Origin of the sequence: Geothrix terrae, assembly GCF_022808775.1 — a bacterium.
Classification (GTDB): domain Bacteria; phylum Acidobacteriota; class Holophagae; order Holophagales; family Holophagaceae; genus Geothrix; species Geothrix terrae.
Genome location: NZ_JAKZLA010000002.1, coordinates 419,058 through 442,955, shown reverse-complemented (window position 1 = coordinate 442,955; position 23,898 = coordinate 419,058). Strand labels below are relative to the sequence as shown.

Below are 23,898 nucleotides of genomic sequence, written 5' to 3'. Positions count from 1 at the left end.
TCTACCGGACCCTCCGGCCCAACCCAAGGAGACTGTCGTGAGTCATCCATCCACCCTCCGCAAACTGGCGGCCACCACCGCCACCCTGCTCGTCGCCGGCGCCCTGACCGTGGCCCAGGCCGCCGAGAAGGGCAAGCTCCTCGTCTGGATCAACGGTGACAAGGGCTACAACGGCCTCCAGAAGGTGGGCGACGAGTTCACCAAGAAGACCGGCGTGAAGGTCGTCGTCGAGCACCCCGAGGACGCCCCCGGCAAGTTCCAGGCGGCCGCCGAAGAGGGCAAGGGGCCCGACATCTGGATCTGGGCCCATGACCGCGTGGGCGAGTGGGCCGACAGCGGCGTCATCAACGCCGTGACCCCCGGCAAGAAGATCAAGGACCAGATCGACGAGAAGGCCTGGCAGGCCTTCACCATCAAGGGCAAGGTGTGGGCCTACCCCGTGGCCATCGAGGCGGTCTCCCTCATCTACAACAAGAACCTGATCAAGACCCCGCCCAAGACCTTCGAGGAGATCTTCGCCCTCGACAAGAAGTTCGCGGCCCAGGGCAAGAAGGCCATCCTGTGGGACTACACGAACACCTACTTCACCATGCCCATGCTGGCGGCCAACGGCGGCTACGCCTTCAAGATGAACGCCGACGGCACCTATGACCAGAAGGACACGGGCGTGAACAACGCCGGGGCCGTCATCGGCGCCGAGCTGCTCACGAAGATGGTGAAGGAGGGCGTGATGCCCAAGGGCGCCACCTATGCCGACATGGAAGCCCAGATGGCCCAGGGCAAGCTCGCCATGATGATCAGCGGCCCCTGGGCCTGGGACAACCTCAAGAAGGCCAAGATCAACTTCGGCGTGGCCAAGCTCCCCAGCGTGGCGGGCAAGCCCGCCAAGCCCTTCGTGGGCTACATGGGCGCCATGATCACCAAGGCCGCCTCCTCGGCCGGGAACGTGGACATCGCCCGCGAGTTCATCGAGAACAACATGCTGACGCTGAAAGGTCTCGAGACCATCAACGCCGACGTGGCCATCGGCGCCCCGGCCAACAAGGCCGCCTACGCCAAGATGAAGAACGATCCCTTCATCCAGGTCTCCATGGCCAGCGCCACCGATGGCGTCGTCATGCCGAACAACCCCCGCATGGGCCGCTTCTGGGCCGCCATGGTCTCCGCCCTGAACAACATGACCGAAGGCCGCCAGACCCCGAAGGAAGCCCTGGACGCCGCCGCCAAGCGGATCCTCAAGTAGCTGTTCCTCCCGGCGCGGGGCGGACCTCCGGGCCCGCTCCGCCCCCGGAGCCCTCCTCACCATCCGGATCCACCCATGCCCATGCCACCGGTCCTCAAACGCCTCCTGCCGCCCATCCTGATGGTCCTCCTGGGACTGGCCGGACTGTACGTCGTCACCGTGGTCTACGCCACCGGTGAGACCCTGCTGGCGGGCGTCATGCTCGTGACCCTGGTCTGTTTCGTGTGGATCTACACCTCGAAGAAGACCTACGCGTACCGCTACCTCTTCCCGGGCATCGGCGCGGCGCTGATCTTCGTCGTCTTCCCGATGCTCTACACCATCCGCATCGGGTTCACCAACTACAGCTCCACGAACCTCCTGACCTTCAAGCGGGCCACCCAGTACCTGCTGGAGGAAACCTACCGGGCCGATGGCGCCACCTACAACTCCGAGCTTCATGCGGACGGCAGCCGCTGGCGGATCCGCCTGGAAGACGCCGACAGCGGCGCAGCCTTCGTGACGGAACCCCTCGCCCTGGGCGCCGAGGGGACGCACCTCACCCTGAAGGCCCAGCCCGCCACCGGGCCGCTCCCGGGTGACGAGATGCCCCTCAAGGACCTGATCGACCGCCAGCCCTTCCTCAAGGGCATCACGGTGGTCATGCCCGATGGCGGCCAGGTGCGCATGACCGGCCTGCGCGAGTTCGCGCCCAGCCGGCCCCAGTACACCCGCAACCCCGACGGCAGTCTCACGAACAACCAGGACCACAGCGTCATCCGGCCCAACCACAAGACCGGCTTCTACGAGACCGCCGACGGCGACCAGGTGACACCGGGCTTCCAGGTGGACATCGGCTGGAAGAACTACGTCCAGATCTTCACGGACACCTCCCTGCGCGAGCCGCTGTGGCGGATCTTCATCTGGACGATCGTCTTCTCCACCTTGACGGTGGTCTTCTGCACCACCCTCGGCATGGTGCTGGCGGTGCTGCTCAGCTGGGAGAACCTGCGGTTCCGGGGCATGTACCGGCTGCTGCTCTTCCTGCCCTACGCGGTGCCCGGCTTCATCTCCATCCTGGTGTTCAAGGGCCTCTTCAACAACAACTTCGGTGAGATCAACCTGGTGCTGAACGGCCTCTTCGGCATCAAGCCCACCTGGTTCTCGGATCCCTTCCTGGCCAAGACGATGATCCTCATCGTCAACACCTGGCTGGGCTTCCCCTACATGATGGTGGTCTGCATGGGCCTCATCAAGGCGATCCCCCAGGACCTCTACGAGGCCTCGGCGGTGGCGGGCGCGGGGCCGATCACCAACTTCTTCAGGATCACGATGCCGCTGATCCTCAAGCCCCTGACGCCGCTGCTCATCTCCTCCTTCGCCTTCAACTTCAACAACTTCGTGCTCATCAACCTCCTGACGGGCGGGTTGCCGGACTTCCTCAACACCTCCACGCCGGCGGGCACCACGGACATTCTCGTGTCCTACACCTACCGCATGGCCTTCCAGGACTCGGGCCAAAAGTTCGGCCTGGGCGCCGCCATCTCCACCGTGGTGTTCCTGATGGTCGCCGTGATCTCCCTGATCCAGATCCGGTCCACCCGGATCGCCGAAGACACCAAGCGCTGAGAGGAGACGCCATGGCCATCGTCATCGACAAATCCCAGCGCTGGCGCGTCGTCGCCGCCCACGTGTTCCTGATCTGCCTCTGCGCCCTCGTCATCTTCCCGCTGCTGATGGTGGTTTCCATCTCGCTCCGTCCAGGAAACTTCGCCTCTGGGAGTCTCATCCCCACGACCATCAGCCTCGAGCACTGGCGCTTCGCCCTGGGCCTCCCGGTGACCAACGCGGACGGCCGGGTGATCCTGCCCGACCTGCCCGTGCTGCGCTGGCTGTGGAACTCGGTGAAGGTGGCCACCCTCTCGGCCACCACGGCGGTGCTGCTCTCCACGACCGCCGCCTACGCCTTCGCCCGCATGAAGTTCGCCGGGAAGAAGGCCTCGCTCGTGGGCCTGATGCTGATGCAGATGTTCCCCACGATCCTGGCTCTCATCGCCATCCACTCGATCTTCTCCCGCCTCGGGCACACCTTCCCCGCCTTCGGCATCGACAGCCCCTGGGCGCTGGTCCTCGCCTATTCCGGCGGCATCGCCCTGCACATCTGGACCATCAAGGGCTTCTACGAGACCATCCCGTCCGAGATCGAAGAGGCCGCCACGGTGGATGGCGCCACGCCGTGGCAGGCCTTCTGGCGGGTCCTCCTGCCCATGGCCCTGCCCATCATCATGGTCATCTTCCTGCTGGCCTTCATCGGCGCGGTGAACGAGTACCCCGTGGCCTCCATCCTGCTCCGCAGCCAGGACCAGCTCACCATGGCCGCCGGCATGAAGCAGTTCCTCTACCAGCAGAAGTACCTCTGGGGCGATTTCGCGGCCGCGGCCATCCTCTCCGGCCTGCCCATCGCCGTCGTCTTCATCCTCGTCCAGCGCTGGATGATCTCCGGCCTCACCGCCGGGGCCAACAAGGGCTGATCCGCTTTCCAACCCGAGGGCTGAGCCCTCCCTTCCCCCAAGGAGTCACGCATGAGCCTCCGCACGACCTTCCTCAAGGCGATCGCCGTGATCGCCCTGATCATCACCCCCGCCCTCGCCGCGCCGCCCGAGGGCAAGATCCAGATCAACTACCACCGCTGCGACGGCAAGTACGAGCGCTGGGGCGTGCACCTCTGGAAGAGCCCCAACATGCCCCTGCCCGATATCGAGTGGCCCAACCCCATGATGCCCACCGGGAAGACCGACTTCGGCGTCTTCTGGCAGGTGGACCTCGAGGAGTTCAACACCGGCTCCAAGTCCCAGGTGAACTACATCATCCACAAGGGCGACATCAAGGAGCAGGGCGCCAAGGATATGGCCTTTGACGGCCGTGCCCACAAGGAGATCTGGGTGGTCAACGGCGACCGCACCATCTACTTCTCCAAGGAAGAGGCCCTGAAGGACCACGTCTGCAAGAAGTAGGGGGATGACAGCCCCGGCGCCAGGGTCGGGCCACGCCCGGCCCTGGCTCCCTTTGAACCCTGACGAGACGCCCATGACCAAGATCCTCCGTCCCTCCGCCGCCGTCCGCGCCCTGCTTCTGGCCGCGGGCCTCGCCTCGGCCTGGCTGCCCTCGCGGGCCCAGGCCACGATGCAGGCCCCGATGCAGACTCCGGTGGCCGTTCCCGGCACCTTCGCCGAGAACCCCATCGTCTACTTCGTGATGACGGACCGCTTCGTCAACGGCGACCCCACAAACGACCACGCCTACGGCCGTCAGCGGGAGATGAACCCCAAGGACGACGTGGGCACCTGGCACGGGGGCGACTTCAGGGGCCTCACCCAGAAGCTCAAAGAGGGCTGGTTCAAGGACCTGGGCGTGAACGCCCTGTGGATCACCGCGCCCTACGAGCAGATCCACGGCTGGGTCCAGGGCGGCCAACGGGAGTTCAAGCACTACGCCTACCACGGCTACTGGGCCCTGGACTACACGGTGATCGACCAGAACCTGGGCACGGCTGCGGACCTCCGCGACTTGGTGGACACGGCCCACGCCCAAGGCATCCGGGTGCTCTTCGATGTGGTGATGAACCACCCCGGCTACCTCGACATCCAGACCGCCAAGGACCTGAAGGTGGACGTCCTGTGGGAGGGCTGGGAGAAAGATGCCAATCTGCTGCGGAACTACCACAACTACATCGACTACAACTCCTTCAAGTTCGGCGACTGGTGGGGCCGCCCCTGGGTGCGCGCCGGGCTGCCCGGCTACATCGATGGCGGCCGCAACGACCTCACCATGCAGCTCGCCTTCCTGCCCGACTTCCGCACCGAGAGCCCCGAGGCCGTGAAGCTGCCGAAGTTCCTGAAGGAGAAGGCCGACACGAAGGCCGTGGACCTCCCCAACACCACCGTGCGCGGCTACCTCATCCAGTGGCTCACGGACTGGGTGCGCGAGTACGGCGTCGACGGCTTCCGCTGCGACACGGTGAAGCACGTGGAACCGGAGGCCTGGGCCGCCCTCAAGACCGAAGCCGTGAAGGCCCTGGCGGAGTTCAAGGCCAAGAACCCCACCCGCAAGGTCGACGATGCCCCCTTCTGGATGGTGGGCGAGTTCTGGGGCGCGGGGCCCGAGAAGCACAAGATGACGGGCTTCGGCTTCGACGCCATGATCAACTTCGACTTCCAGCAGCAGGACGGCGCCTTCGCCAAGCCCGAGAAGCTCTTCCGGAGCTACGCCCAGGCCCAGGCCGGCAAGCCCGTCCACATGCTGAACTACCTCTCGTCCCACGACACGGAGCTGTTCGACCGCGGCAGGCTCATCGAGGGCGGCACGGCCCTCCTGCTGGCCCCCGGCGGCGTGCAGATCTTCTACGGCGACGAGACCGCCCGGCCCGAGGGACCCATGCCCCGCACGGACAAGCAGCAGGCCACCCGCTCTGACATGAACTGGGGCAAGGTGGATGCGAAGGTTCTCGCCCACTGGCGCAAGCTCGGCACCTTCCGCGCCCGCCACCGGGCCCTGGCCACAGGCGAGCACAAGCAGCTGGGCGACGCCCCCTACACCTTCAGCCGCATCGAGGCCGCCAGCGGCGACCGCGTGGTGGTGGCCCTGGGCGCCCAAGGCCAGGTGAGCCTGCCCGTGGCCGGCGTTTTCGCCGACGGCGAGACCCTGCGCGACGCCTACACCGGCCGCACCGCCACGGTAGCCGGCGGGAAGGTGGCCCTCCAGGCGGAGGGGACCGCCCTGCTCGAGCGCGTCCAAACCCACTGACATTGCCACCCGCGCCATTCGGCACCAATGGCGCGCTGAACACCGCATGAATCGGGAACGAAGGAGCCTGCATGACCACCAAGAAGCTGCCCCGGGTCGCGTATTTCTGCATGGAATACGCCCTCGATAGCTCGTTCAAGATCTATTCCGGCGGCCTGGGCATCCTCGCCGGCGACTACCTGAAGGGCGTGAAGGACCATGGCTACCCCATGGTGGGCATCGGCATCCGCTGGAAGCAGGGCTACGGCGAGCAGATGGTGGACCCGGCGACGGGCAGGGTCTTCGACGCCTACAAGAACGCCAGCCACGAGTTCCTGGAGGACACCGGCGTCACCGTCGAGGTGGAGATCAAGGCCCGGCCGGTGAAGATCAAGGTCTGGCGCGTGAACAGCTACGGCGTGGATTCCCTCTACCTCCTGGACACGGACCTCGAGGAGAACGATGGCGAGGCCCGCTGGATCACGGGCCAGCTCTACGGCTGGTTCGGCGAGGAGCGCGTGGCCCAGGAGATGGTGCTGGGCATCGGCGGCGTCCGCGCCCTCCAGGCCCTGCGCATCAAGCCGGACGTCTACCACTTCAACGAGGGCCACGCCCTGTTCGCGGGCTTCGAGCTGATGCACCAGCGCATGGCCAAGGGCGCCACCTTCGAGGCCGCCTGGGCCAAGACCCGCGAGGAAGTCGTCTTCACCACCCACACCCCCATCCTGCAGGGCAACGAATCCCATCCCCTCGACCGCTTCCTCTACCTGGGCGCCAACCTCGGCATGACGAAGGCCCAGCTCAAGCAGCTCGGCGGCAGCCCCTTCAACATGACGGTGGGGGCTCTGCGCTTGTCCCGCATCTCCAACGCCGTGGCCGATCTGCACCGCGCCACCTCCAACAAGATGTGGAAGCACATTGAGGGTCGGAGCGAGATCATTGGCATCACCAACGCCATCCACCGCCCCACCTGGGTGGACACCCGGATGCTCGACCTGGCCGCGGCCTTCGACGGCACGAAGAAGGCCAAGGATGCGCTCTGGAAGGCGCACCTGGACAACAAGAAGAAGCTCATCGCCTTCGTGGAGACCCGCACGGGCGTGAAGCTCGACGCAGACAAGCTGCTCATCGGGTTTTCGCGCCGCGCCGCGCCCTACAAGCGCTCCAACTTCATCTTCACCGACCGCAAGTTCATCGAGCCCCTGCTCAAGAGCGGCCGGCTCCAGATCGTCTTCTCCGGCAAGGCCCACCCCCTGGATGACAACGGCAAGAAGATCGTCGAGAACATCCTGGAGATGACGAAGCGGTACCCCGAGAGCGTGGTGTTCCTCGAGAACTACGACATGGAGATCGGCCGCATGCTCACCCGCGGCTCCGACGTGTGGCTGAACAACCCGCGGCGGCCCAAGGAGGCCTCTGGCACCTCCGGCATGAAGGCCGCCATGAACGGCGTCCTGAACCTGTCGATCCTGGATGGCTGGTGGCCCGAGGCGTGCGAACACGGCGTGAACGGCTGGCAGTTCGGCGACGGGTTCGAGAGCGAGGATGAGGCGGTGCTGGACAAGCACGACTTCAAGGCCTTCAAGAAGGTGCTGTCCGACGAAGTTCTGCTCACCTACTACGATCGCCACGACGCCTGGGTGGACATGATGGCCGCCTCGATCCGGAGCACCCGTGATGCCTTCGGCGTCGAGCGCATGCTCGACGAGTACTACAGCCGGATGTACAAGCGGGCCTCCCGCTAGTCCCTCCGCAGGAGGTCCCATGTCCCGAGCCGCCCTGTTCCCCCTGGCCGCCAGCCTGCTCCTCCTGCTCGCCTGTGGTGGGGGTGGCGGAGGCGGCGGTACCGGCGGCTCCGGGTACACCGCCGCGGCCCTGGACGCGGATCCGAACGCCACGCCGCCGGCGGACGTTTCGTACTTCAAGGTCCCCAGTACCGCCCTGGGGCCGGTGTTCGGCCCCGGCACGGTCACCTTCAACTACTGGAACGCCAACGCCAGCACCGTCGGGCTCTGCCTCTACGCCCACTGGAACGACGCCCTGAACGCCCCTGCGGCCACCGTGGCCATGACCCGGGGCTCCGGCGGCGTCTGGAGCACCGGAGCCATCGCGCTCCCCGCCCAGAGCTTCTATGTCTTCAAGGTCGGCGGCGAGTACGTGCTGGACCCCTACGCCAAGTCCATGGCCCAGTGGGTCCGCACGCCCAGCGCCTCGATCCCGGGCGACAGCATCGGCAAGGGCGCCATCGTGGATCCCTCGGCCGTCGGCCCCGATGGCGGCTGGACACCCTACGCCGGGTCCTCCTACTACTTCGACGGATCGGCCATGAAGGGCCCGGACGGCGCGACGGCGGCCCCCTACGCCTACGCCTCGAACAGGGACGCCATCATCTACGAGGCCGGCGTGCGCGACCTCACGGTGGATCCCGACCTCAGCGGCTTCGCCGCAGGGCACCCCTGGGGCACGTTCAAGGGCCTGGTGGACCTGCTGCCCCACATCCAGAAGCTGGGCGTCACCCACGTGCAGCTGCTCTGCCCCCTGGAGAACTACACCTACGACCAGACCAAGATCGGCACCCGGGAGCTGACCATCAGCCAGACCTCCGGCGCCAACTACAACTGGGGCTACGATCCCCAGAACTACTTCACGCCCACCGGCATGTACTCGGCGGCCCCGGGCGATCCCGCGGCCCGCGTCAACGAGCTGAAGACGCTGGTCAACGAGATCCACAAGCGGGGCATGGGCGTGATCCTGGATGTGGTCTACAACCACACGGCCAACAACGCCGTGCTGGCGGACTCGGGCCTCCAGGGCTACTACTACCGCAGCACCAGCCGGAACGGCGCGGGCAGCCAGGATGTGCGCTCCGAGGCCAAGATGGTGCGGAAGCTCATCGTGGACTCCATCGCCTACTGGGTGCGCGAGTACAAGGTAGACGGCTTCCGCTTCGACCTCATGGGCGTGCTGGACACCCAGACCGTGAAGGCCGCCTACGCCGCGGCCACGTCGTACAACCCGAAGACCCTCTTCATCGGAGAAGGCTGGAATGGCTTCTACAGCGGACCGGCCACGGACTACAACGGCGACGCCACCATCGGCGCGGACCAGGGCCACTCGGCCCAGTTCCTCGGTCAGAACGTCGCCATGTTCTCCGACAGCTACCGCCAGGTGTTCAAGAACGGCTACCCCAACGACGGCCAGCCCGCCTTCCTCACGGGCGTCTCCCAGTCCGTGGCCACCCTGTTCTCCAACATCGCCGGCGTCCCCACCAACACCAGCCCCGCCTTCGCGCCGGGCTCCACGAACAATGTGGCCAGCTATCTGACCTGCCACGACAACCTCTGCCTCTACGACGTGCTGGCCATGGCCACCGCCGCACCCAAGACCACGGCGGGCGATGCCGTCCTCCTCAAGCGGGCCCGGGTGGGCTATGCCGCGCTGCTGACCTCCCAGGGGCTGGCCTTCCTCCACGCCGGGGACGAGATGTTCCGCACGAAGGAGACCACCGGTCTGTACGCCAACACCAAGTCGAACGGCGGCCGGTACTTCGTCGACAACTCCTACAACGCCTCCGACGCCATCAACCTGGTGGCCTGGGCCCGGGTGTACACCAGCGGCAATCCCCTGGCGGGCGGCTTCACCAACTACGACACCACCCAGAACGGCTACCAGCTCTACCGCTACGTCCAGGGACTCATCGCCCTCCGCAAGAGCAGCAGCGCCTTCCGCCTGCCCGATGCCGCGCGGGCCGCCAGCCTGACCAGCCTGCCGGCCGCGGGCGCCGGCAGCAGCGCCCTGGCCTTCGGCTACAAGGCCGTGTCCACGGACGGCACGGGCACCTGGTACGTCTTCCACAACGCCGACACCACCACGAAGACCTTCTCGGCGGACATCGACCTCACCACGGCCACCCTGGTCGCCGACGGCGGCGCGGCCGGAACCACCGCGATCACCGCCCCCACCGGCGTGGTCGTCAGCGGTTCCACCGTGACGTTGGACCCGCTGACCTCGGCCATCTTCAGGAAATAATCCAAGGGGCTACTTCAATTCGATGAAGGCGGCCTCCACCTTCCGGCGCCCGGGAAAGCCGGGCAGGGGGTGGCTGGTGCGCTTCGCCAGGCGTCCGTCGAAGAAGTAGGGCCGCAGGACCGCCTTCGGATCCCTGGGGGCGAAGTAGAGGACCGCGGGCTGGTGGTGGAGGGCCTGGGCCGTGAGATAGCCCACCAGGGCGTGCTCGGACGAGTGGTACCCGCTCTTCCACTGGTGGATCTTGGGGCCCTGCCAGGGCTCGAAGTCCGGACCGCCGGCCCCGCCCCAGACCTCGTGGTTCACGGGGTCCACCATGCGGCGGAACCAGAAGTCCGCGGTGCGAGGCAGGGGCGCGGCCTGGGCGGGATCGCGCAGGGCCAGGGTCTCCGCCAGCTGGTCCAGCTCGGCGTAGATCCACCATTCCTTGCCCGGGTCCACGCTTCCGTCGCGGCGCAGGCGCGAGCCCCAGGTCCCGGAGTCCGGCAGGTAGGCCTGCTTCAGCACCGCCTTGGCGCCAGTGGTGGCGAGGTCCACCAGGGTCTGGTCGTGCGTGAGCCGGCCGATGCGCTCCAGCATCCAGTAGGCCTTGGCCGTGTGGCCGAAGTCTGTGTGGCGGGAGCCCAGCCGCTTCTGGGCGGGGTCGTCGATGGTGCCCCAGAACAGGTGCCGGTCGGCGTCGTGGTAGTCCTTCACCATGACCGCCGCAAGGCGCTTCAGGTCGGTGGTCCAGGCCCGGCGCTCCCTGGGAGGCAGCAGGGGCGTGACCAGCAGCAGGTAGGCGTTCACCTGGTCCAGCTGGGCCACCAGCTCCTGGCGCAGCTGGTCCTTGTCCGCGTCTGCCTTCACCACCCAGCGCAGGGCCTGCCAGTCCGGATTCCAGTACTGGGAGAAGATGTGGTCCTTGAGCCGCCGGATGTCCGCCAGCACGGCCTCGTCGCGGGTGAGGTAGTAGTACATCGCCATCCCCAGCTCCGCATAGGCCAGGTCCTGGCTGGTGCGGGCCAGCACCTCGGGCTTCGGCGCGCCCTTCTCGAACCAGGAGACGGCGCTGCCGGTGGCGGGGTCCAGGGCCTTCGCGCGGATGAAGGCCACGCCGTCCCGGGCCAGCTCCAGCATCTTTGGATCGCCCGTCAGGTGGTAGGCCACGCCGTAGACGTAGGTTTGGCGGGACTTCATGCGGACATAGTCGCGGCCGAACTCGGCCTGGATCCAGCCCGGCGCGTCGGCCAGCTCGGCGGGGGGCTTGGCCCAGTCCACGGCCTTGCCGTCGTTGCCGCGGAAGGTGGGGAAGTCGCCCCGGGGCGTGCCCCAAGCGTCCGGCAGGTTCCAGAAGGGGAGCAGATCCTCGCGGAAGTGCCGCAACCAGCGCTCACCCGTGGGCAGGTCGGCCGGGGCCTGGGCCTGGATATGGGCCTGGGACACCGGGGTCAGCTGCGCCCGGGCCGGCAATCCCAGGACGAGGAACAGGAGGCTCGCGGACAGCACGAGGGGCTTGGACATGAGAACTCCGCCGGTAGAACCGGATCAGGATAGCGGTGATGCGGCGATTCGAGCCCAGCGCCTACTTCGCGATGACCCGCACCATCTCCAGGAGCTTGCTGGAGTAGCCCCACTCGTTGTCGTACCAGGCCACGAGCTTGACGAAGGTGCCGTCCAGGGCCATGCCGGCGTCGGCGTCGAAGACCGAGGTGCAGCTCTCGCCGCGGAAGTCCGTGGAGACCACCTTCTGGTCGGTGTAGCCCAGGATCCCCTTCATGGGCCCCTCGGAGGCGGCCTTCATGGCGGCGCAGATGGCCTCGTACGTGGTCTCCGTCTTCAGCTCCGCGGTGAGGTCCACCACGGAGACGTCGGAGGTCGGCACGCGGAAGGAGACGCCCGTGAGCTTCTTGTTCAGCTCGGGGATCACCTTGCCCACGGCCTTCGCCGCGCCGGTGCTGCTGGGGATGATGTTCTCGAGGATGCCCCGGCCCCCGCGCCAGTCGCGGTGGCTGAGGCCGTCCACGGTGCGCTGGGAGGCCGTTGCGGCATGCACGGTGGTCATGAGGCCGCGCTTGATGCCGAAGGTGTCGTTCAGCACCTTGGCCAGGGGCGCCAGGCAGTTGGTGGTGCACGATGCGTTGGAGATGATGGCCTGGCCCGCGTAGGTCTCGTGGTTCACCCCGTAGACGAACATGGGCGTGGCGTCCTTGCTGGGCGCGGAGAGCACCACCTTCTTCGCCCCGGCGGCCAGGTGCTTCGAGGCCAGCTCCTCCGTGAGGAAGAGGCCGGTGGACTCCACCACCACGTCCACGCCCGCCTCGTTCCAGCGGAGGGCGGCGGGATCCTTCTCGGCGGTGAGGCGGATCTTACGGCCGTCCACCACGAGGTGGCCGTCCTCGAGGGAGATCTCGCCCTGGAAGCGGCCGTGCACCGAGTCGTAGCGCAGCAGGTAGGCCAGGTACTCGGGTTCCAGCAGGTCGTTGATGGCGACCACCTCCAGGTCCGGGAAGTCCTGCGCGGCGGCGCGGAACACCATGCGGCCGATGCGGCCGAACCCGTTGATGCCGATCTTGAGGGTCATGAAAAGCTCCTGAGTGAAGGGGTCAGCGGAGCGCCGCGGCGTCGCGGGCCAGCCGGGTGATGGCGGCCCAGTCGCCGGCGTCCATCAGGGACTTCGGCGCGAGCCAGGAGCCGCCCACGCAGATCACATTGGGCTGCGCGAGGTAGGCCGCGGCGGTGGCGGGGCTGATGCCGCCGGTGGGACAGAAGGCGAGGTCCCGGAAGGGGCCGGCCAGGGCCTTGAGCATGGGGATGCCCCCGGCCGGCTCCGCGGGGAAGAGCTTGAGGAAGCGGAAGCCCGCGTCCATGGCCGCCATCACTTCCGTGGGCGTCATCACGCCCGGCAGCAGGGGCAGGCCCGAGCCGGCGACGGCCTCCAGCAGGGGGCGGGTGAGGCCCGGGCTCACGGCGAAGGCGGCGCCCGCCTCGGCCACCTGCCGCAGGGCCTCGGGGGTGGTCACGGTGCCGGCGCCTACATGGGCCTGGGGGAAGGCCCGGCGGATCTGGCGGATGGCCTCCAGGGCCACGGGGGTGCGCAGGGTGATCTCCAGGGTGGGGATGCCGCCGGCCAGCAGGGCCTCGGCCAGGGGCAGGGCGTGGTCGAGGCGGTCCAGGGCGATGACCGGCATGACCGGTGCGGCGCGGAGGAGGGTCTCGAGGGAGGTCGTCATGGCCGGCTCCGGTCGAAGGCGTCGCCGAAGGAGGTGGCTCCGGCCTCGGCCTCGGTGGCGTGCGCCCGGAAGAGCCCGAACAGCTCCCGGCCTGTGCCGTGGTCGTGCCGGGCGGGCGGGACGGCCAGGGGGCGCGCGGCCCAATCGGCGGGATCCACCTTCACCTCCAGCAGGCCCCGCTCGGCATCCAGCTCGATGAGGTCGCCGTCGCGCACCTTCGCCAGGGGGCCGCCGGTCAGGGCCTCCGGGGAGACATGGATGGCCGCGGGCACCTTGCCCGAGGCGCCGGACATGCGGCCGTCGGTGACCAGGGCCACGTGGAAGCCCTGGTCCTGGAGGTTGGCCAGGGTGGGCGTCAGCTGGTGCAGCTCGGGCATGCCGTTGGCCCGGGGGCCCTGGAAGCGCACCACGGCCACGAGGTCCCCGGTGAGGGTGCCCTCCTTGTAGGCCGCCTGGAGGGCCTCCTGGCTGTCGAAGACCCGGGCCGGGGCCACCACGCGGCGGTGCTCGGGCTTCACGGCCGAGACCTTGATGACGGAGCGGCCCAGGCGGCCCGTGAGCAGGCGCAGGCCGCCGTTGGGGGCGAAGGGCCGCGACACGGGCCGCAGCACCGTCTCGTCGCCGCTGGCCGCCGGCGCATCGCGCCAGACCAGGCCTTCGGCACCCAGCTCCGGGGCCTGCGTGTAGGGCCGCAGGCCGGGCCCCGCCACCGTCAGCACGTCGCCGTGCAGCAGGCCCGCGTCCAGCAGCTCGCGGATGAGGAAGCCCATGCCCCCGGCGCGGTGGAAGGCGTTCACGTCCGCCTGGCCGTTGGGGTAGGCCCGCACCAGCAGAGGCACGTGAGCGGAGAGCCCGTCGAAGTCGCTCCAGTCGATGACGATGCCCGCGGCCCGGGCGATGGCCACCAGGTGCAGGGTGTGGTTGGTGGAGCCGCCCGTGGCCAGCAGGCCCACCATGCCGTTCACGATGGCCCGCTCGTCGATCACCAGGCCCAGGGGCGTGTACTCGGGACTGCCTTCCACCAGCGCGGCCGCGCGCGTGGCGGCGCGGCGTGTGAGCGCCTCCCGCAGGGGCGTGCCCGCGGGCACGAAGGCCGAGCCCGGCAGGTGCAGGCCCATGAGCTCCATCAGCATCTGGTTGCTGTTGGCCGTGCCGTAGAAGGTGCAGGTGCCGGGGGCCGAGTAGGCGGCGCCCTCGGCGGCCAGCAGCTCCTCGCGGGTGGCCTGGCCAGCGTTGTAGCGCTGGCGGACCTTGGCCTTCTCCTCGTTGGGCAGGCCGCTGGGCATGGGCCCGCCCGGAACGAAGACCACGGGCAGGTGCCCGAACTGGAGGGCCCCGATGAGCAGGCCCGGCACGATCTTGTCGCAGACCCCCAGGCAGAGCGCCGCGTCGAAGACGTTGTGGGAGAGCGCCACCGCCGTGGCCATGGCGATGACGTCCCGGGAGAAGAGGGACAGCTCCATGCCCGGCTGGCCTTGGGTGATGCCGTCGCACATGGCGGGCACGCCGCCGGCCACCTGGGCCGTGGCGCCAGCCTCGCGGGCGGCCGCCTTGATCCAGGCGGGGAAGGCGCCCAGGGGCTGGTGGGCCGAGAGCATGTCGTTGTAGGCGGTGACGATGCCCAGGTTCGGCTCGCGGCCCTCCTTCAGCGCGGCCTTGTCCGGCCCGGCGGCGGCGAAGGTGTGGGCCAGGTTGGCGCAGGACACGTCGCAGCGGTGGGGGCGGGCCGTGCCGGCCTCCCGCAGCTGGGCCAGGTAGGCCTCCCGGCCGGCGCGGCTGCGCTGGCGGATGCGGTCCGTGAGGGCGGAGACGTGGGCGTTCAGGGCCATGGGGGGTTCCTTCCCGGGGTCCCGGAGGGCCGGGTGTGTGTAACATTATTACTTTTTGTAACCGGTTGCATGAAAAAAAGTCGTAGTATTTCTACATCCGGAGATCCCATGAGAACCCTGCCCGATTTCGACATGGTGCTGTTCGGCGGGACCGGCGATCTGGCCATGCGCAAGCTGCTGCCCGCGCTCTACCAGCAGGTGAAGGCCGGCACGGTGGGCCCCGGGTCCCGCATCCTCGCCGCCGCGCGCCGGTCCCTCACCCGCGAGGCCTTCCTCGAGCTGGCGGAGACCAGCTGCAAGCCCTTCCTGGGCGCGGACTACGACGCCGCCACCTGGGCCTCCTTCGCAGAGCGCCTCAGCTACTTCTCCATGGACGCCCAGGCCGCGGACAGCTACGGGCCGCTGGGCGCGGCGCTGGGCCAGCACCCCGACCGCATCCGCGTCTTCTACTATTCCACCTCGCCGGACTTCTTCGCGGCCATCTCCGCCCACCTGGGCGGGGCGGGCCTCATCACGCCGCACTCGCGCGTGGTGGTGGAGAAGCCCCTGGGCCACGACCTGGAGTCCTCCCGCGAGATCAACGACGCCGTGGGCCGGCACTTCACCGAGCGCCAGATCTTCCGCATCGACCACTACCTGGGCAAGGAGCCGGTGCAGAACCTGCTGGCCCTGCGCTTCGCCAACGTGCTCTTCGAGCCGCTCTGGCGCCGGGAGTGGGTGCAGGACGTGCAGATCACCGTGGCCGAGCAGCTGGGCGTGGAGGGCCGGGGCGACTTCTACGAGGGCACCGGGGCCCTGCGGGACATGCTGCAGAACCACCTGCTCCAGCTCCTCTGCATCGTGGCCATGGAGCCGCCCACGGCCAGCGATCCCGACGCAGTGCGCGACGAGAAGCTCAAGGTGCTGCGCTCCCTCCGCGCCTTCACGTCCCAGGATGTGGCCGCCAAGACCGTGCGCGGCCAGTACAAGGCCGGCGCCGTGGCGGGAAGGCCCGTGGCGGGCTACGTGGAAGAGCCGGGCGTGGCCCCGGACAGCCGCACCGAGACCTTCGTGGCCGTGAAGGCGGAGATCGACACCTGGCGCTGGGCCGGCGTGCCCTTCTTCCTCCGCACCGGCAAGCGCATGCCCGAGAAGCTGGCGGAGATCGTCATCAACTTCCGCCAGGTGCCCCACTTCATCTTCGGCGAGGCCGCCCACGGCACCCGGGCCAACCGCCTCGTCATCCGCATGCAGCCGGACGAGAGCATGCGCCTCTATCTGGTGGCCAAGCAGCCCGGTGACGCCATGGCCCTCCACCCGGTGAACCTCAACCTCGACTTCGCGGAGTCCTTCCGCGCGCGGCGGCTGGAGGCCTACGAGCGCCTGCTGCTGGACGCCATCCGCGGACGGCTCACGCTCTTCGTGCGCCGGGATGAGCAGGAGGCCGCCTGGTGCTGGGTGGAGCCCATCCTCGACAGCTGGGCCGCCAGCGAAGACCGGCCCAAGTCCTACACCGCCGGGAGCTGGGGCCCCGCGGCTTCCAGCGCCCTCCTCTCCCGCGATGGTCTGGCCTGGTCCGAGGAGGATTAGGTGTGCGCCCTGCGGGAGTTCCCGGACCAGGCCACGCTCATCGCGGCCCTGGCCCAGGATGTGGCCCGGCGCCTGAAGGAGGACCTGGCACGCCAGGAGCGGGTGGTCCTGGTGGTCTCCGGCGGCCGCAGCCCCGTGCCCCTCTTCCAGGCTATGGCCCGGCAGGTCCTCCCGTGGGCTCGGGTGACGGTCACCCTGGCCGACGAACGCTGGGTGCCGGCGAATCATCCCGACAGCAACGAGTCCCTGGTGCGCGCCCACCTTCTGCAGGGGCACGCCGCCGCGGCCCACATGCTGCCTCTGTTCACGGGCGACCCCACGCCGGAGCAGGGGGCCCCCGCCGTTTGCGCGGCGCTTGCGGACCTGCCCCGGCCCTTCTGCCGGGTGATCCTCGGTATGGGCGAGGACGGACACATCGCTTCCCTGTTCCCGGGGGCCGCGGAGCTGGCCGAGGGCCTGACCACGGAGGCCGCGGCACTGGCGGTGCACCCCCCCCACGCGCCCCACCCACGCCTGAGCCTCTCCCTGCGCGCCCTGCTGGACACCCGCGATCTCGTGCTGATGATCTCCGGCCCGGCCAAGCGCCGGGTGCTGGAGCGGGCGTTGGAGGACGGCCCCACGGAGGAGCTGCCGGTGCGGGCCATCCTGCGGCAGACCGTGGTGCCGGTCTCGGTATGCTGGGCGCCATGAGCCTCCTGACCCGCATCCAGGCCCTCCTGCCGGAACTGCCGCCCTCGGAGCGGCGCGTGGCGGACCTGGTGCTCAACCACCCGGTGGAGGTGGTCTCCGCCCCCATCTCGCGGATCGCGGCCCTGGCCGAGGTGAGCCAGCCCACGGTCATCCGGTTCTGCCGCCGCCTCAAGTTCCCGGGCCTGCCCGGCTTCAAGCTGAAGCTCGCGGGCGATCTGGGCGCCGGCATTCCCTTCGTCCACGACCGCCTGGCGCCCGGGGACGGCATGGGTCGGCTGATCTCGAAGGTCTTCGACAGTGCGCTGGCGGGCCTGGCCCGGGGCCGCGACGCCCTGCGGCCCGAGCGGCTCGCCCGGGCCGTGGAGGCCCTCGACCAGGCCAGCCGCATCGAGTGCTACGGCCTGGGCAACTCCGGCGTCACCGCCCAGGACGCCCAGATGAAGCTGTTCCGCATGGGGACGCCCACCGTGGCCTGCACGGATTCCCAGATGCAGCGCGTGGCCGCGGCCCTGCTGCCCGCCGACGCGGTGGTGCTGGCCATCTCCAACTCGGGGCGCACCCGCAGCCTGCTGGAGGTCGTCGCCCTGGCGCGGAAGTCCGGGGCCACCGTCATCGCCCTCACGCGCTCGGGCACGCCCCTGGCGGAATCCGCGGACATCCTGCTGCCCGCGGACGTGCAGGAGAACCCCGAGGTCTACGCGCCCATGGTGGCCCGGCTCGTCCACCTCGCCATCATCGACGTGCTCACCGTGGCCCTGGCCCTGCGCAAGGGGCCCGCGGCCATCACGCGCATGGAAGCCGCCAAGGTGTCGCTCCAGGCCACCCGGGAGCCCCGGTAGGGCCGGACTTCGGGCTATGCTTCCGGAACGGATCTGACAGCATCACCACCATGGGGGGAGCATGCGACACAGGGGCGAAGCGATGCGGGCGCCGATGCTGATTCCGGGGCTGATGCCGGGGCTGATGCTGGTGCTGATGGCGGCCTTGCTTCCGGGCCTGTCCGCCCGGGCGGCCGACCCGGGCCGGACCCAGTGGAAGCTGGCCAACTTCACCTGGGTGAACCGGATTCCGGCGGAGGCGGGCGCCGCCGCCAACGGCCATCCGGCCCAGGTCTCCCAGGCCGTGCTGCAGAAGGCCCTTGCCACCGTGGTGGCGCAGGTGGACGGGGCCGACACGCCCCTCTTCGAGCCCAAGGAAGCCGCCGCGCTCGCCAAGGCCCTGGAGGAGGCCTTCGCTGCCGCCCGGCCTTCGGAAGACCTGGTCCTGCTGAGCACCCAGCGGCGGGGCGGACACTTCATGGATCCCGCCCTGGCCGTGACCGCGCGGCTCTTCGTGAAGGCGGGGGCCCTCAACCTGATCGTCCACGATGCGCGGCTCGATTTCATGGACCGCTATTCCGCGGACAGGACGCTGCCCACCTTCGCCTACGGATCGCGGACGGCCGGCACCGCCGTGTCCCTCAAGGCCGAGGGCGCCACGAACCTCCGGTCCGATTGGCTGGCCCTTCCGCTCGCGCCCGCGGCGCCACCGGCTACCGCACTGGCACCTGCCCCGGCATCCGCACCGGTGCTGGCCCCCGGAGCGGCAGCGCCTGCTCCCGCGGCGGCCCCGCCCGCGGCCCCGAAGCCTAGCCAGGAGTTCTACGACCTCCAGTACCAGCGCCTCAAGGCCCTGAAGCGCCTGCGGGACGAGAACCTGATCTCCGAAGCTGAATATCAGGAGAAGCGCGAGGCCATCCTGAAGACCCTGTGACCGGAATACCGACCGGTCCTGAATGACGCGGCTTCGCGATACCCTGGGGGGATCCTCCGGAGCCTGCCATGTCCACCTTCATCCTGTCTGCGACCCGCACCGCCGTCGGTTCCTTCGGAGGCGGCCTGAAGCCGCTGAATGCCGTGCAGATGGGCGCCCTGGCCATCACCGAGGCCCTCCAGCGGGCCGGCGTGGCGCCGGAGGCCGTGGGCGACGTGGTCATGGGCAACGTGCTCCAGGCCGGCAGCGGCCAGAATGTCGCCCGGCTCGCGGCCCTCAAGGCCGGCCTGCCCTTCTCGACGCCCGCCCACACCCCGAACCAGGTGTGCGGCTCGGGCCTCAAGGCCATCGCCCTGGGCGCCCAGTCCATCGCCATGGGCGACGCAGACCTGGTGGTGGCTGGCGGCACGGAGAGCATGTCCAACGCGCCCTACCTGCTGCCCGCCGCCCGCTGGGGCGCGCGCATGGGCAACGCCCAGCTCATCGACAGCATGATCCAGGACGGCCTCTGGTGCGGCCATGGTGACACCCACATGGGCATCACCGCCGAGAACGTGGCCGCCAAGCACGGCATCACCCGCGAAGCCCAGGACGCTTTCTCCCTCCAGAGCCAGCAGAAGGCCGCCGCCGCCCAGGCCGCGGGCGCCTTCGACCGCGAGGTGTTCACCGTCACCCTGGCAGGCAAGAAGGGCGACGCGCTCTTCAACCGCGACGAGTACATCAAGGCCGATGCCTCCGCCGAAGGGCTCGCGAAGCTCAAGCCCGCCTTCAAGAAGGACGGCACCGTGACCGCCGGCAACGCCAGCGGCATCAACGACGGCGCCGGCGCCCTGGTGCTGGCCTCCGAGACCGCCGCCAAGGCCCACAAGCCCATCGCCCGCATCCTCGGCTTCGCCCAGGCCGGCGTGGATCCCGCCACCATGGGCCTGGGCCCCGTGCCCGCCATCCAGAAGCTGCTGGCGAAGACCGGCGTGAAGCTGGCGGACATCGACCTCTTCGAACTGAACGAGGCCTTCGCTGCCCAGAGCCTGGGCGTACTGGCGGAGCTGCCGGAGATCGACCCCGCCAAGGTGAACCTGCGCGGCGGTGCCATTGCCATCGGTCACCCCATCGGCGCCAGCGGCACCCGCATCCTCGTCACCCTGCTGCATCTGCTCCAGGACCAGGACAAGAAGCTCGGCCTCGCCGCCCTCTGCGTCGGCGGCGGCCAGGGCGTGGCGATGCTGGTGGAGCGGCTTTAGACCGAGAGCTATTCGAACACCACCGTCTTGTTCCCGTAGGTCAGGACCCGGTGCTGGAGGTGGAGCCGCACGGCCCGCGAGAGGGCCAGGCGCTCCATATCCCGGCCCTTGCGCACCAGGTCCTCGACCGTGTCGCGGTGGCTGACGCGCACCACGTCCTGGTCGATGATCGGACCCGAGTCGAGGTCCGGCGTGACGTAGTGGGCCGTGGCGCCGATGAGCTTCACGCCCCGCGCGTGGGCCTGGTGGTAGGGCTGGGCCCCGGCGAAGGCGGGCAGGAAGCTGTGGTGGATGTTGATGACCGACGGGAAGGCCTCCAGGAAGGCGGGGCTGAGGACCTGCATGTATTTGGCGAGGATCACCAGGTCCACGCCTTCGGAGCGCAGCAGGGCCAGCTCCCGGGCCTCGGCGGCCTCCCGGGTCTCACGGGTGATGGGGACCACGTGGAAGGGGATGCCCAGGGGCTCGACGTGGCGCCTCAGCGTGGCGTGGTTGCTGAGCACCAGGGCGATCTCCGCCCCCAGCTCGCCGGCCTGGTGGCGCCAGAGGAGGTCCAGGAGGCAGTGCTCCTGCTTGCTGCACCAGAGGGCGATCCTGGGGACCACATCCGAAAAATGGAGTTCCCAGTGGCCGCCCATGGGGTCGGCGATGGCCGCAAACCCCTTCCGGAGCCCGGCCCGATCCAGGTCCAGGCCCTCGACCTCGAGCTCGATGCGGCCCAGGAAGCGCCCCGCCTGCAGGTCCGAGTGGTGATCCGAATCGACGATGTTGCCCCCGTGCTGGTACACGAAGCCGGCCAGGCGCGCCACGATGCCCTTCTGGTCCGGGCAGGAGATGAGGAAGATGGCCGTGGGGTTGGACATAGGTGATTTCACCCCAGGGCTGTCCGGGCCGCAAGCAAATCGGGCGGCCATCAGGGCCCGGTCGTGGTGAAAATGGAGTGGCTGTTGATTCGAAGACCCTCACTCCCGAAGTTGGGACCCCCTGTGCGACCCAAGGCCAACCGGACCACCCTGTGATCACCCTCACCCACGTCGGCAAGCAGTACGACCGCATCCACACCGCCTTGTCGGATGTGAGCTTCGCCATCGAGTCGGGCGAGTTCGTGTTCCTCACGGGCCCCAGCGGCGCGGGGAAGTCCACGCTGCTGAAGCTGCTCTTCCGTGAGCAGGTGCCCAGCAGCGGTGATATCCAGCTGGCGGGACACCGCCTCGCCGCCATGCCGGAGAAGGAGATCCCCCTGCTGCGCCGCAAGCTGGGCGTGGTGTTCCAGGACTTCAAGCTCATCCGGACCCGCACCATCTTCGAGAACGTGGCCTTCGTCCTGCGGGTGCTGGGCGTCAGTGCCGCCGAGCAGAAGCAGCGCACCTTCCGGGCGCTCAAGATGGTGGGCCTCCAGCACAAGCTCAGCAGCTACCCGCTGCAGCTCTCCGGCGGCGAGCAGCAGCGCGTGGCCATCGCCCGGGCCCTGGTGAACGATCCCCTGGTGCTGCTGGCGGACGAGCCCACGGGCAACCTGGATCCCGACCTCGCCCAGGAGATCATGGCCCTCTTCGAACGCATCAACGGCCAGGGCACCACCGTCGTCGTGGCCACCCACGACCGAAGCCTCATCCAGCGTATGCGGAAGCGCGTCATCGGCCTCGACCACGGCCGCATCGCCTTCGACCAGCCCGCGCCCACGAGTCTGGTGACGGTGTAGGGGCAGTCCGGACTCCAGACGCCGTGCGGCTCGGAAGGGCGCTAATCTTGAATCTGCCTCGACCTTCGTCGTAGCCACCCGAGGTCCCATGGCCCAGCCCCTCACCGATGCCCGTTTCGTCACCTCCGCGGCCGACGCGAAGAAGCTGGGCGTCTGCCACGCGGAGGTGGCCTTCGTGGGGCGCAGCAACGTGGGGAAATCCTCGCTGCTGAACGCCCTGGCCAACCAGAAGCAGCTGGCGCGGGTGTCCAAGACGCCGGGCCGCACGCGGCTCATCAACGTGTTCCTCACGGGGCCGGACCGCTGGATCGTGGATCTGCCGGGCTACGGCTTCGCCACGGGGCCCGCCGCCGAGCGCGCCACGTGGCAGAAGATGGTCGAGGGTTACCTCACGGGCCGGGCCACGCTGCGCATGGTCTTCGTGCTCGTAGACGCCGAGGTGGGCCCCACCAAGCTGGACCACCAGATGATCGACTGGCTCCGCGCCGAGGGCCTGCCCCACCGCATCGTGGCCACCAAGGCCGACCAGGTGAAGCCCAGCCGGGCCCTGAAACAGCGCAAGGACGTGGCCGCGGACCTGGGCCTGCATGCCGGTGATATCGCCTGGGTGAGCGCGGGCAAGGGCACGGGCATCCCCGAGCTGCGGCGCGAGGTGGCGGACCTGCTAGGGCTCTAGCGCCTCGACCTTCCCCTTCCGCCACACCATGAACCGCCCCTCGTGGGCCCAGGGCAGGGCGATGCCGTTGGCTTCGACCTCGTGGGTGTGGAAGTGGCCGGTGAGGAAGGTGGTGCCGGGATGCGCCTGGGCGGCGGCGCGGAAGGCCTCGCGGGGGAAGGCGAGCTTGTAGGCGGCGTTGGTGGTGCGGAGCTTCCGCTCCATCCAGGCGGACACCTTCCGGGCCGTGCTCGCGGGCATCAGGCGGAACAGCAGCCACAGGGCGCCGGAGCGGGACACCAGGTTCCACAGGCGGTACTGGCGGTCCGCGGTGTTAATGAGGTCGCCGTGCTCCCAGGCGAGGGGCTCGCCGTCCAGGGCCCCGCCAATGCCTTCGCCCATCAGGTCGAAGCGCGCGGCGTGGGGGTCCAGGAAATACTCGCGGTTGCCCAGCCACAGACCTACCCAGCGGCCCGCCGCGCGGCGCGCATCCACCCAGCCCAGGAAGGCCCCCTGCGCTTCCGTTTCCATGCCCGGGAAGCCCACCCACACGTCGAAGACATCGCCGAGGAAGAGCCAGTCGGCCTCCGGATGGGCCGCGGTGGCCGCCTCCAGGCCGGTGAGCGTGGCGTTCCAGTGGGGGTCGGCGACGAGGATGAGGTCCCGGACGGCGTCCGGCCTGCGCGGCGCGCCGCGGCGCCAGGAGAGGGCCGCCAGCCGACGGGTGGTGAGCAGGTGGATCGAACTGGCGGTCAGGGCCAGAACGCCGCCCAGGGCGTCGGCCACCCAGTCACTGAGCTCGCAGGCCCGCCCGGGAACGAACCGCTGGTGCAATTCGTCGGACACGCCATAGAGGGCGACGGCGGCGAGGATCACCAGGTGCCGGCGATAGGGGGGCAGCCCCGGCGCCGTCTGGCGCAGGGCCACATCCAAGGCCAGGGCCAGGATGCCGAACACGGTGGCGTGGGCCACCTTGTCCAGGGGGGAGGGCAGCTCGATCCCGCCCGGGTAGTGCCCCTGCGCGCTCAGCCAGAAGATCGTCCCGGCCACGGCCAGGGGAAGGAGCCAGGATCCACGAAAGCGCATGATCCATCGAACCACAGGCGGCGGGGGGATGCGAGCCGGCCCTCGCACGCGGGTCCCGAACCAGATGACCCCCGAAATATCAGCGCGCGGGGACCTTGCCACCGCCCGTGGAGGCCGTACCTTCCGGGCGTA

The 23,898-nt window shown here is 69.1% G+C and carries 20 protein-coding genes; 14 read left to right on the top strand and 6 right to left on the bottom strand.

Annotation, left to right across the window (positions count from 1 at the left end; translation table 11 throughout):
* Positions 1-37 precede the first annotated feature (37 nt).
* The 7 genes from malE to MLE42_RS05055 all read left to right on the top strand — a co-directional run bounded on the left by malE (position 38) and on the right by MLE42_RS05055 (position 10,033).
* A complete protein-coding gene (gene malE, locus MLE42_RS05085; RefSeq protein ID WP_243286795.1) occupies positions 38-1,243 on the top strand; it encodes a maltose/maltodextrin ABC transporter substrate-binding protein MalE in 1,206 nt (401 codons plus the stop codon).
* Between the two features lie 81 nt (positions 1,244-1,324).
* Complete coding sequence (gene malF, locus MLE42_RS05080) at positions 1,325-2,851, top strand: maltose ABC transporter permease MalF (RefSeq protein WP_420843077.1); 1,527 nt, start codon at positions 1,325-1,327, stop codon at positions 2,849-2,851.
* Positions 2,852-2,862: 11 nt separating this feature from the next.
* Complete coding sequence (gene malG / locus MLE42_RS05075; protein ID WP_243286793.1) at positions 2,863-3,753, top strand: maltose ABC transporter permease MalG; 891 nt, start codon at positions 2,863-2,865, stop codon at positions 3,751-3,753.
* Positions 3,754-3,804: 51 nt separating this feature from the next.
* Positions 3,805-4,236 carry a pullulanase-associated domain-containing protein gene (locus MLE42_RS05070; RefSeq protein WP_243286792.1) on the top strand — a complete coding sequence of 144 codons (432 nt, stop codon included), beginning with the start codon at positions 3,805-3,807 and terminating at the stop codon, positions 4,234-4,236.
* Between the two features lie 73 nt (positions 4,237-4,309).
* Entirely contained in the window at positions 4,310-6,025 is a 1,716-nt protein-coding gene (locus tag MLE42_RS05065; protein WP_243286791.1) for an alpha-amylase family glycosyl hydrolase, read from the top strand.
* Between the two features lie 71 nt (positions 6,026-6,096).
* Positions 6,097-7,749, top strand: coding sequence for an alpha-glucan family phosphorylase (glgP, locus tag MLE42_RS05060; RefSeq protein WP_243286790.1), 1,653 nt, complete (start codon positions 6,097-6,099; stop codon positions 7,747-7,749).
* Between the two features lie 19 nt (positions 7,750-7,768).
* On the top strand, positions 7,769-10,033 hold the full coding sequence (locus MLE42_RS05055) for an alpha-amylase family glycosyl hydrolase (protein ID WP_243286789.1): 2,265 nt from the start codon (positions 7,769-7,771) through the stop codon (positions 10,031-10,033).
* A 9-nt stretch (positions 10,034-10,042) separates the two neighbouring features.
* Here the strand turns inward: MLE42_RS05055 and MLE42_RS05050 are convergent, their stop codons facing one another.
* The 4 genes from MLE42_RS05050 to edd form a co-directional block, all read right to left on the bottom strand.
* On the bottom strand, positions 10,043-11,533 hold the full coding sequence (locus MLE42_RS05050) for an AGE family epimerase/isomerase (RefSeq protein ID WP_243286788.1): 1,491 nt from the start codon (positions 11,531-11,533) through the stop codon (positions 10,043-10,045).
* Between the two features lie 61 nt (positions 11,534-11,594).
* Positions 11,595-12,593, bottom strand: a complete 999-nt coding sequence (gap, locus tag MLE42_RS05045) for a type I glyceraldehyde-3-phosphate dehydrogenase (protein WP_243286787.1) — start codon at positions 12,591-12,593, stop codon at positions 11,595-11,597.
* Between the two features lie 22 nt (positions 12,594-12,615).
* On the bottom strand, positions 12,616-13,242 hold the full coding sequence (locus MLE42_RS05040; protein ID WP_243286786.1) for a bifunctional 4-hydroxy-2-oxoglutarate aldolase/2-dehydro-3-deoxy-phosphogluconate aldolase: 627 nt from the start codon (positions 13,240-13,242) through the stop codon (positions 12,616-12,618).
* On the bottom strand, positions 13,239-15,071 hold the full coding sequence (gene edd / locus MLE42_RS05035) for a phosphogluconate dehydratase (protein WP_243286785.1): 1,833 nt from the start codon (positions 15,069-15,071) through the stop codon (positions 13,239-13,241). The genes MLE42_RS05040 and edd overlap by 4 nt, the downstream gene beginning before the upstream one ends.
* 108 nt (positions 15,072-15,179) lie before the next feature.
* Here edd and zwf point away from each other — a divergent pair, with 108 nt between their 5' ends.
* The 5 genes from zwf (at position 15,180) to MLE42_RS05010 (ending at position 20,323) form a co-directional block, all read left to right on the top strand.
* Positions 15,180-16,640 (top strand): glucose-6-phosphate dehydrogenase, encoded by a 1,461-nt coding sequence (gene zwf / locus MLE42_RS05030; RefSeq protein WP_243286784.1) that lies wholly within the window; start codon positions 15,180-15,182, stop codon positions 16,638-16,640.
* Positions 16,641-17,330 (top strand): 6-phosphogluconolactonase, encoded by a 690-nt coding sequence (pgl, locus tag MLE42_RS05025; protein ID WP_338029959.1) that lies wholly within the window; start codon positions 16,641-16,643, stop codon positions 17,328-17,330.
* Entirely contained in the window at positions 17,327-18,169 is an 843-nt protein-coding gene (locus tag MLE42_RS05020; protein ID WP_243286958.1) for a MurR/RpiR family transcriptional regulator, read from the top strand. Before pgl ends, MLE42_RS05020 begins: the two co-directional genes overlap by 4 nt.
* 61 nt (positions 18,170-18,230) lie before the next feature.
* A complete protein-coding gene (locus tag MLE42_RS05015) occupies positions 18,231-19,082 on the top strand; it encodes an SHOCT domain-containing protein (RefSeq protein WP_243286783.1) in 852 nt (283 codons plus the stop codon).
* A gap of 68 nt (positions 19,083-19,150) precedes the next feature.
* Positions 19,151-20,323 carry a thiolase family protein gene (locus MLE42_RS05010; RefSeq protein WP_243286782.1) on the top strand — a complete coding sequence of 391 codons (1,173 nt, stop codon included), beginning with the start codon at positions 19,151-19,153 and terminating at the stop codon, positions 20,321-20,323.
* Between the two features lie 8 nt (positions 20,324-20,331).
* On the opposite strand, the gene purU is transcribed toward MLE42_RS05010, so the two are convergent.
* Complete coding sequence (gene purU, locus MLE42_RS05005) at positions 20,332-21,186, bottom strand: formyltetrahydrofolate deformylase (RefSeq protein WP_243286781.1); 855 nt, start codon at positions 21,184-21,186, stop codon at positions 20,332-20,334.
* Positions 21,187-21,338: 152 nt separating this feature from the next.
* On the opposite strand from purU, the gene ftsE reads away from it, so the two are divergent.
* Positions 21,339-22,025 carry a cell division ATP-binding protein FtsE gene (gene ftsE / locus MLE42_RS05000; RefSeq protein ID WP_243286780.1) on the top strand — a complete coding sequence of 229 codons (687 nt, stop codon included), beginning with the start codon at positions 21,339-21,341 and terminating at the stop codon, positions 22,023-22,025.
* An 88-nt stretch (positions 22,026-22,113) separates the two neighbouring features.
* Positions 22,114-22,701 (top strand): ribosome biogenesis GTP-binding protein YihA/YsxC, encoded by a 588-nt coding sequence (yihA, locus tag MLE42_RS04995; protein WP_243286779.1) that lies wholly within the window; start codon positions 22,114-22,116, stop codon positions 22,699-22,701.
* On the opposite strand, the gene MLE42_RS04990 is transcribed toward yihA, so the two are convergent.
* The gene (locus MLE42_RS04990) at positions 22,690-23,766 is read right to left on the bottom strand and encodes a VanZ family protein (protein ID WP_243286778.1); all 1,077 of its coding nucleotides are present in this window, start codon (positions 23,764-23,766) and stop codon (positions 22,690-22,692) included. The two genes, yihA and MLE42_RS04990, sit on opposite strands and share 12 nt — an antisense overlap.
* Positions 23,767-23,898 lie beyond the last annotated feature (132 nt).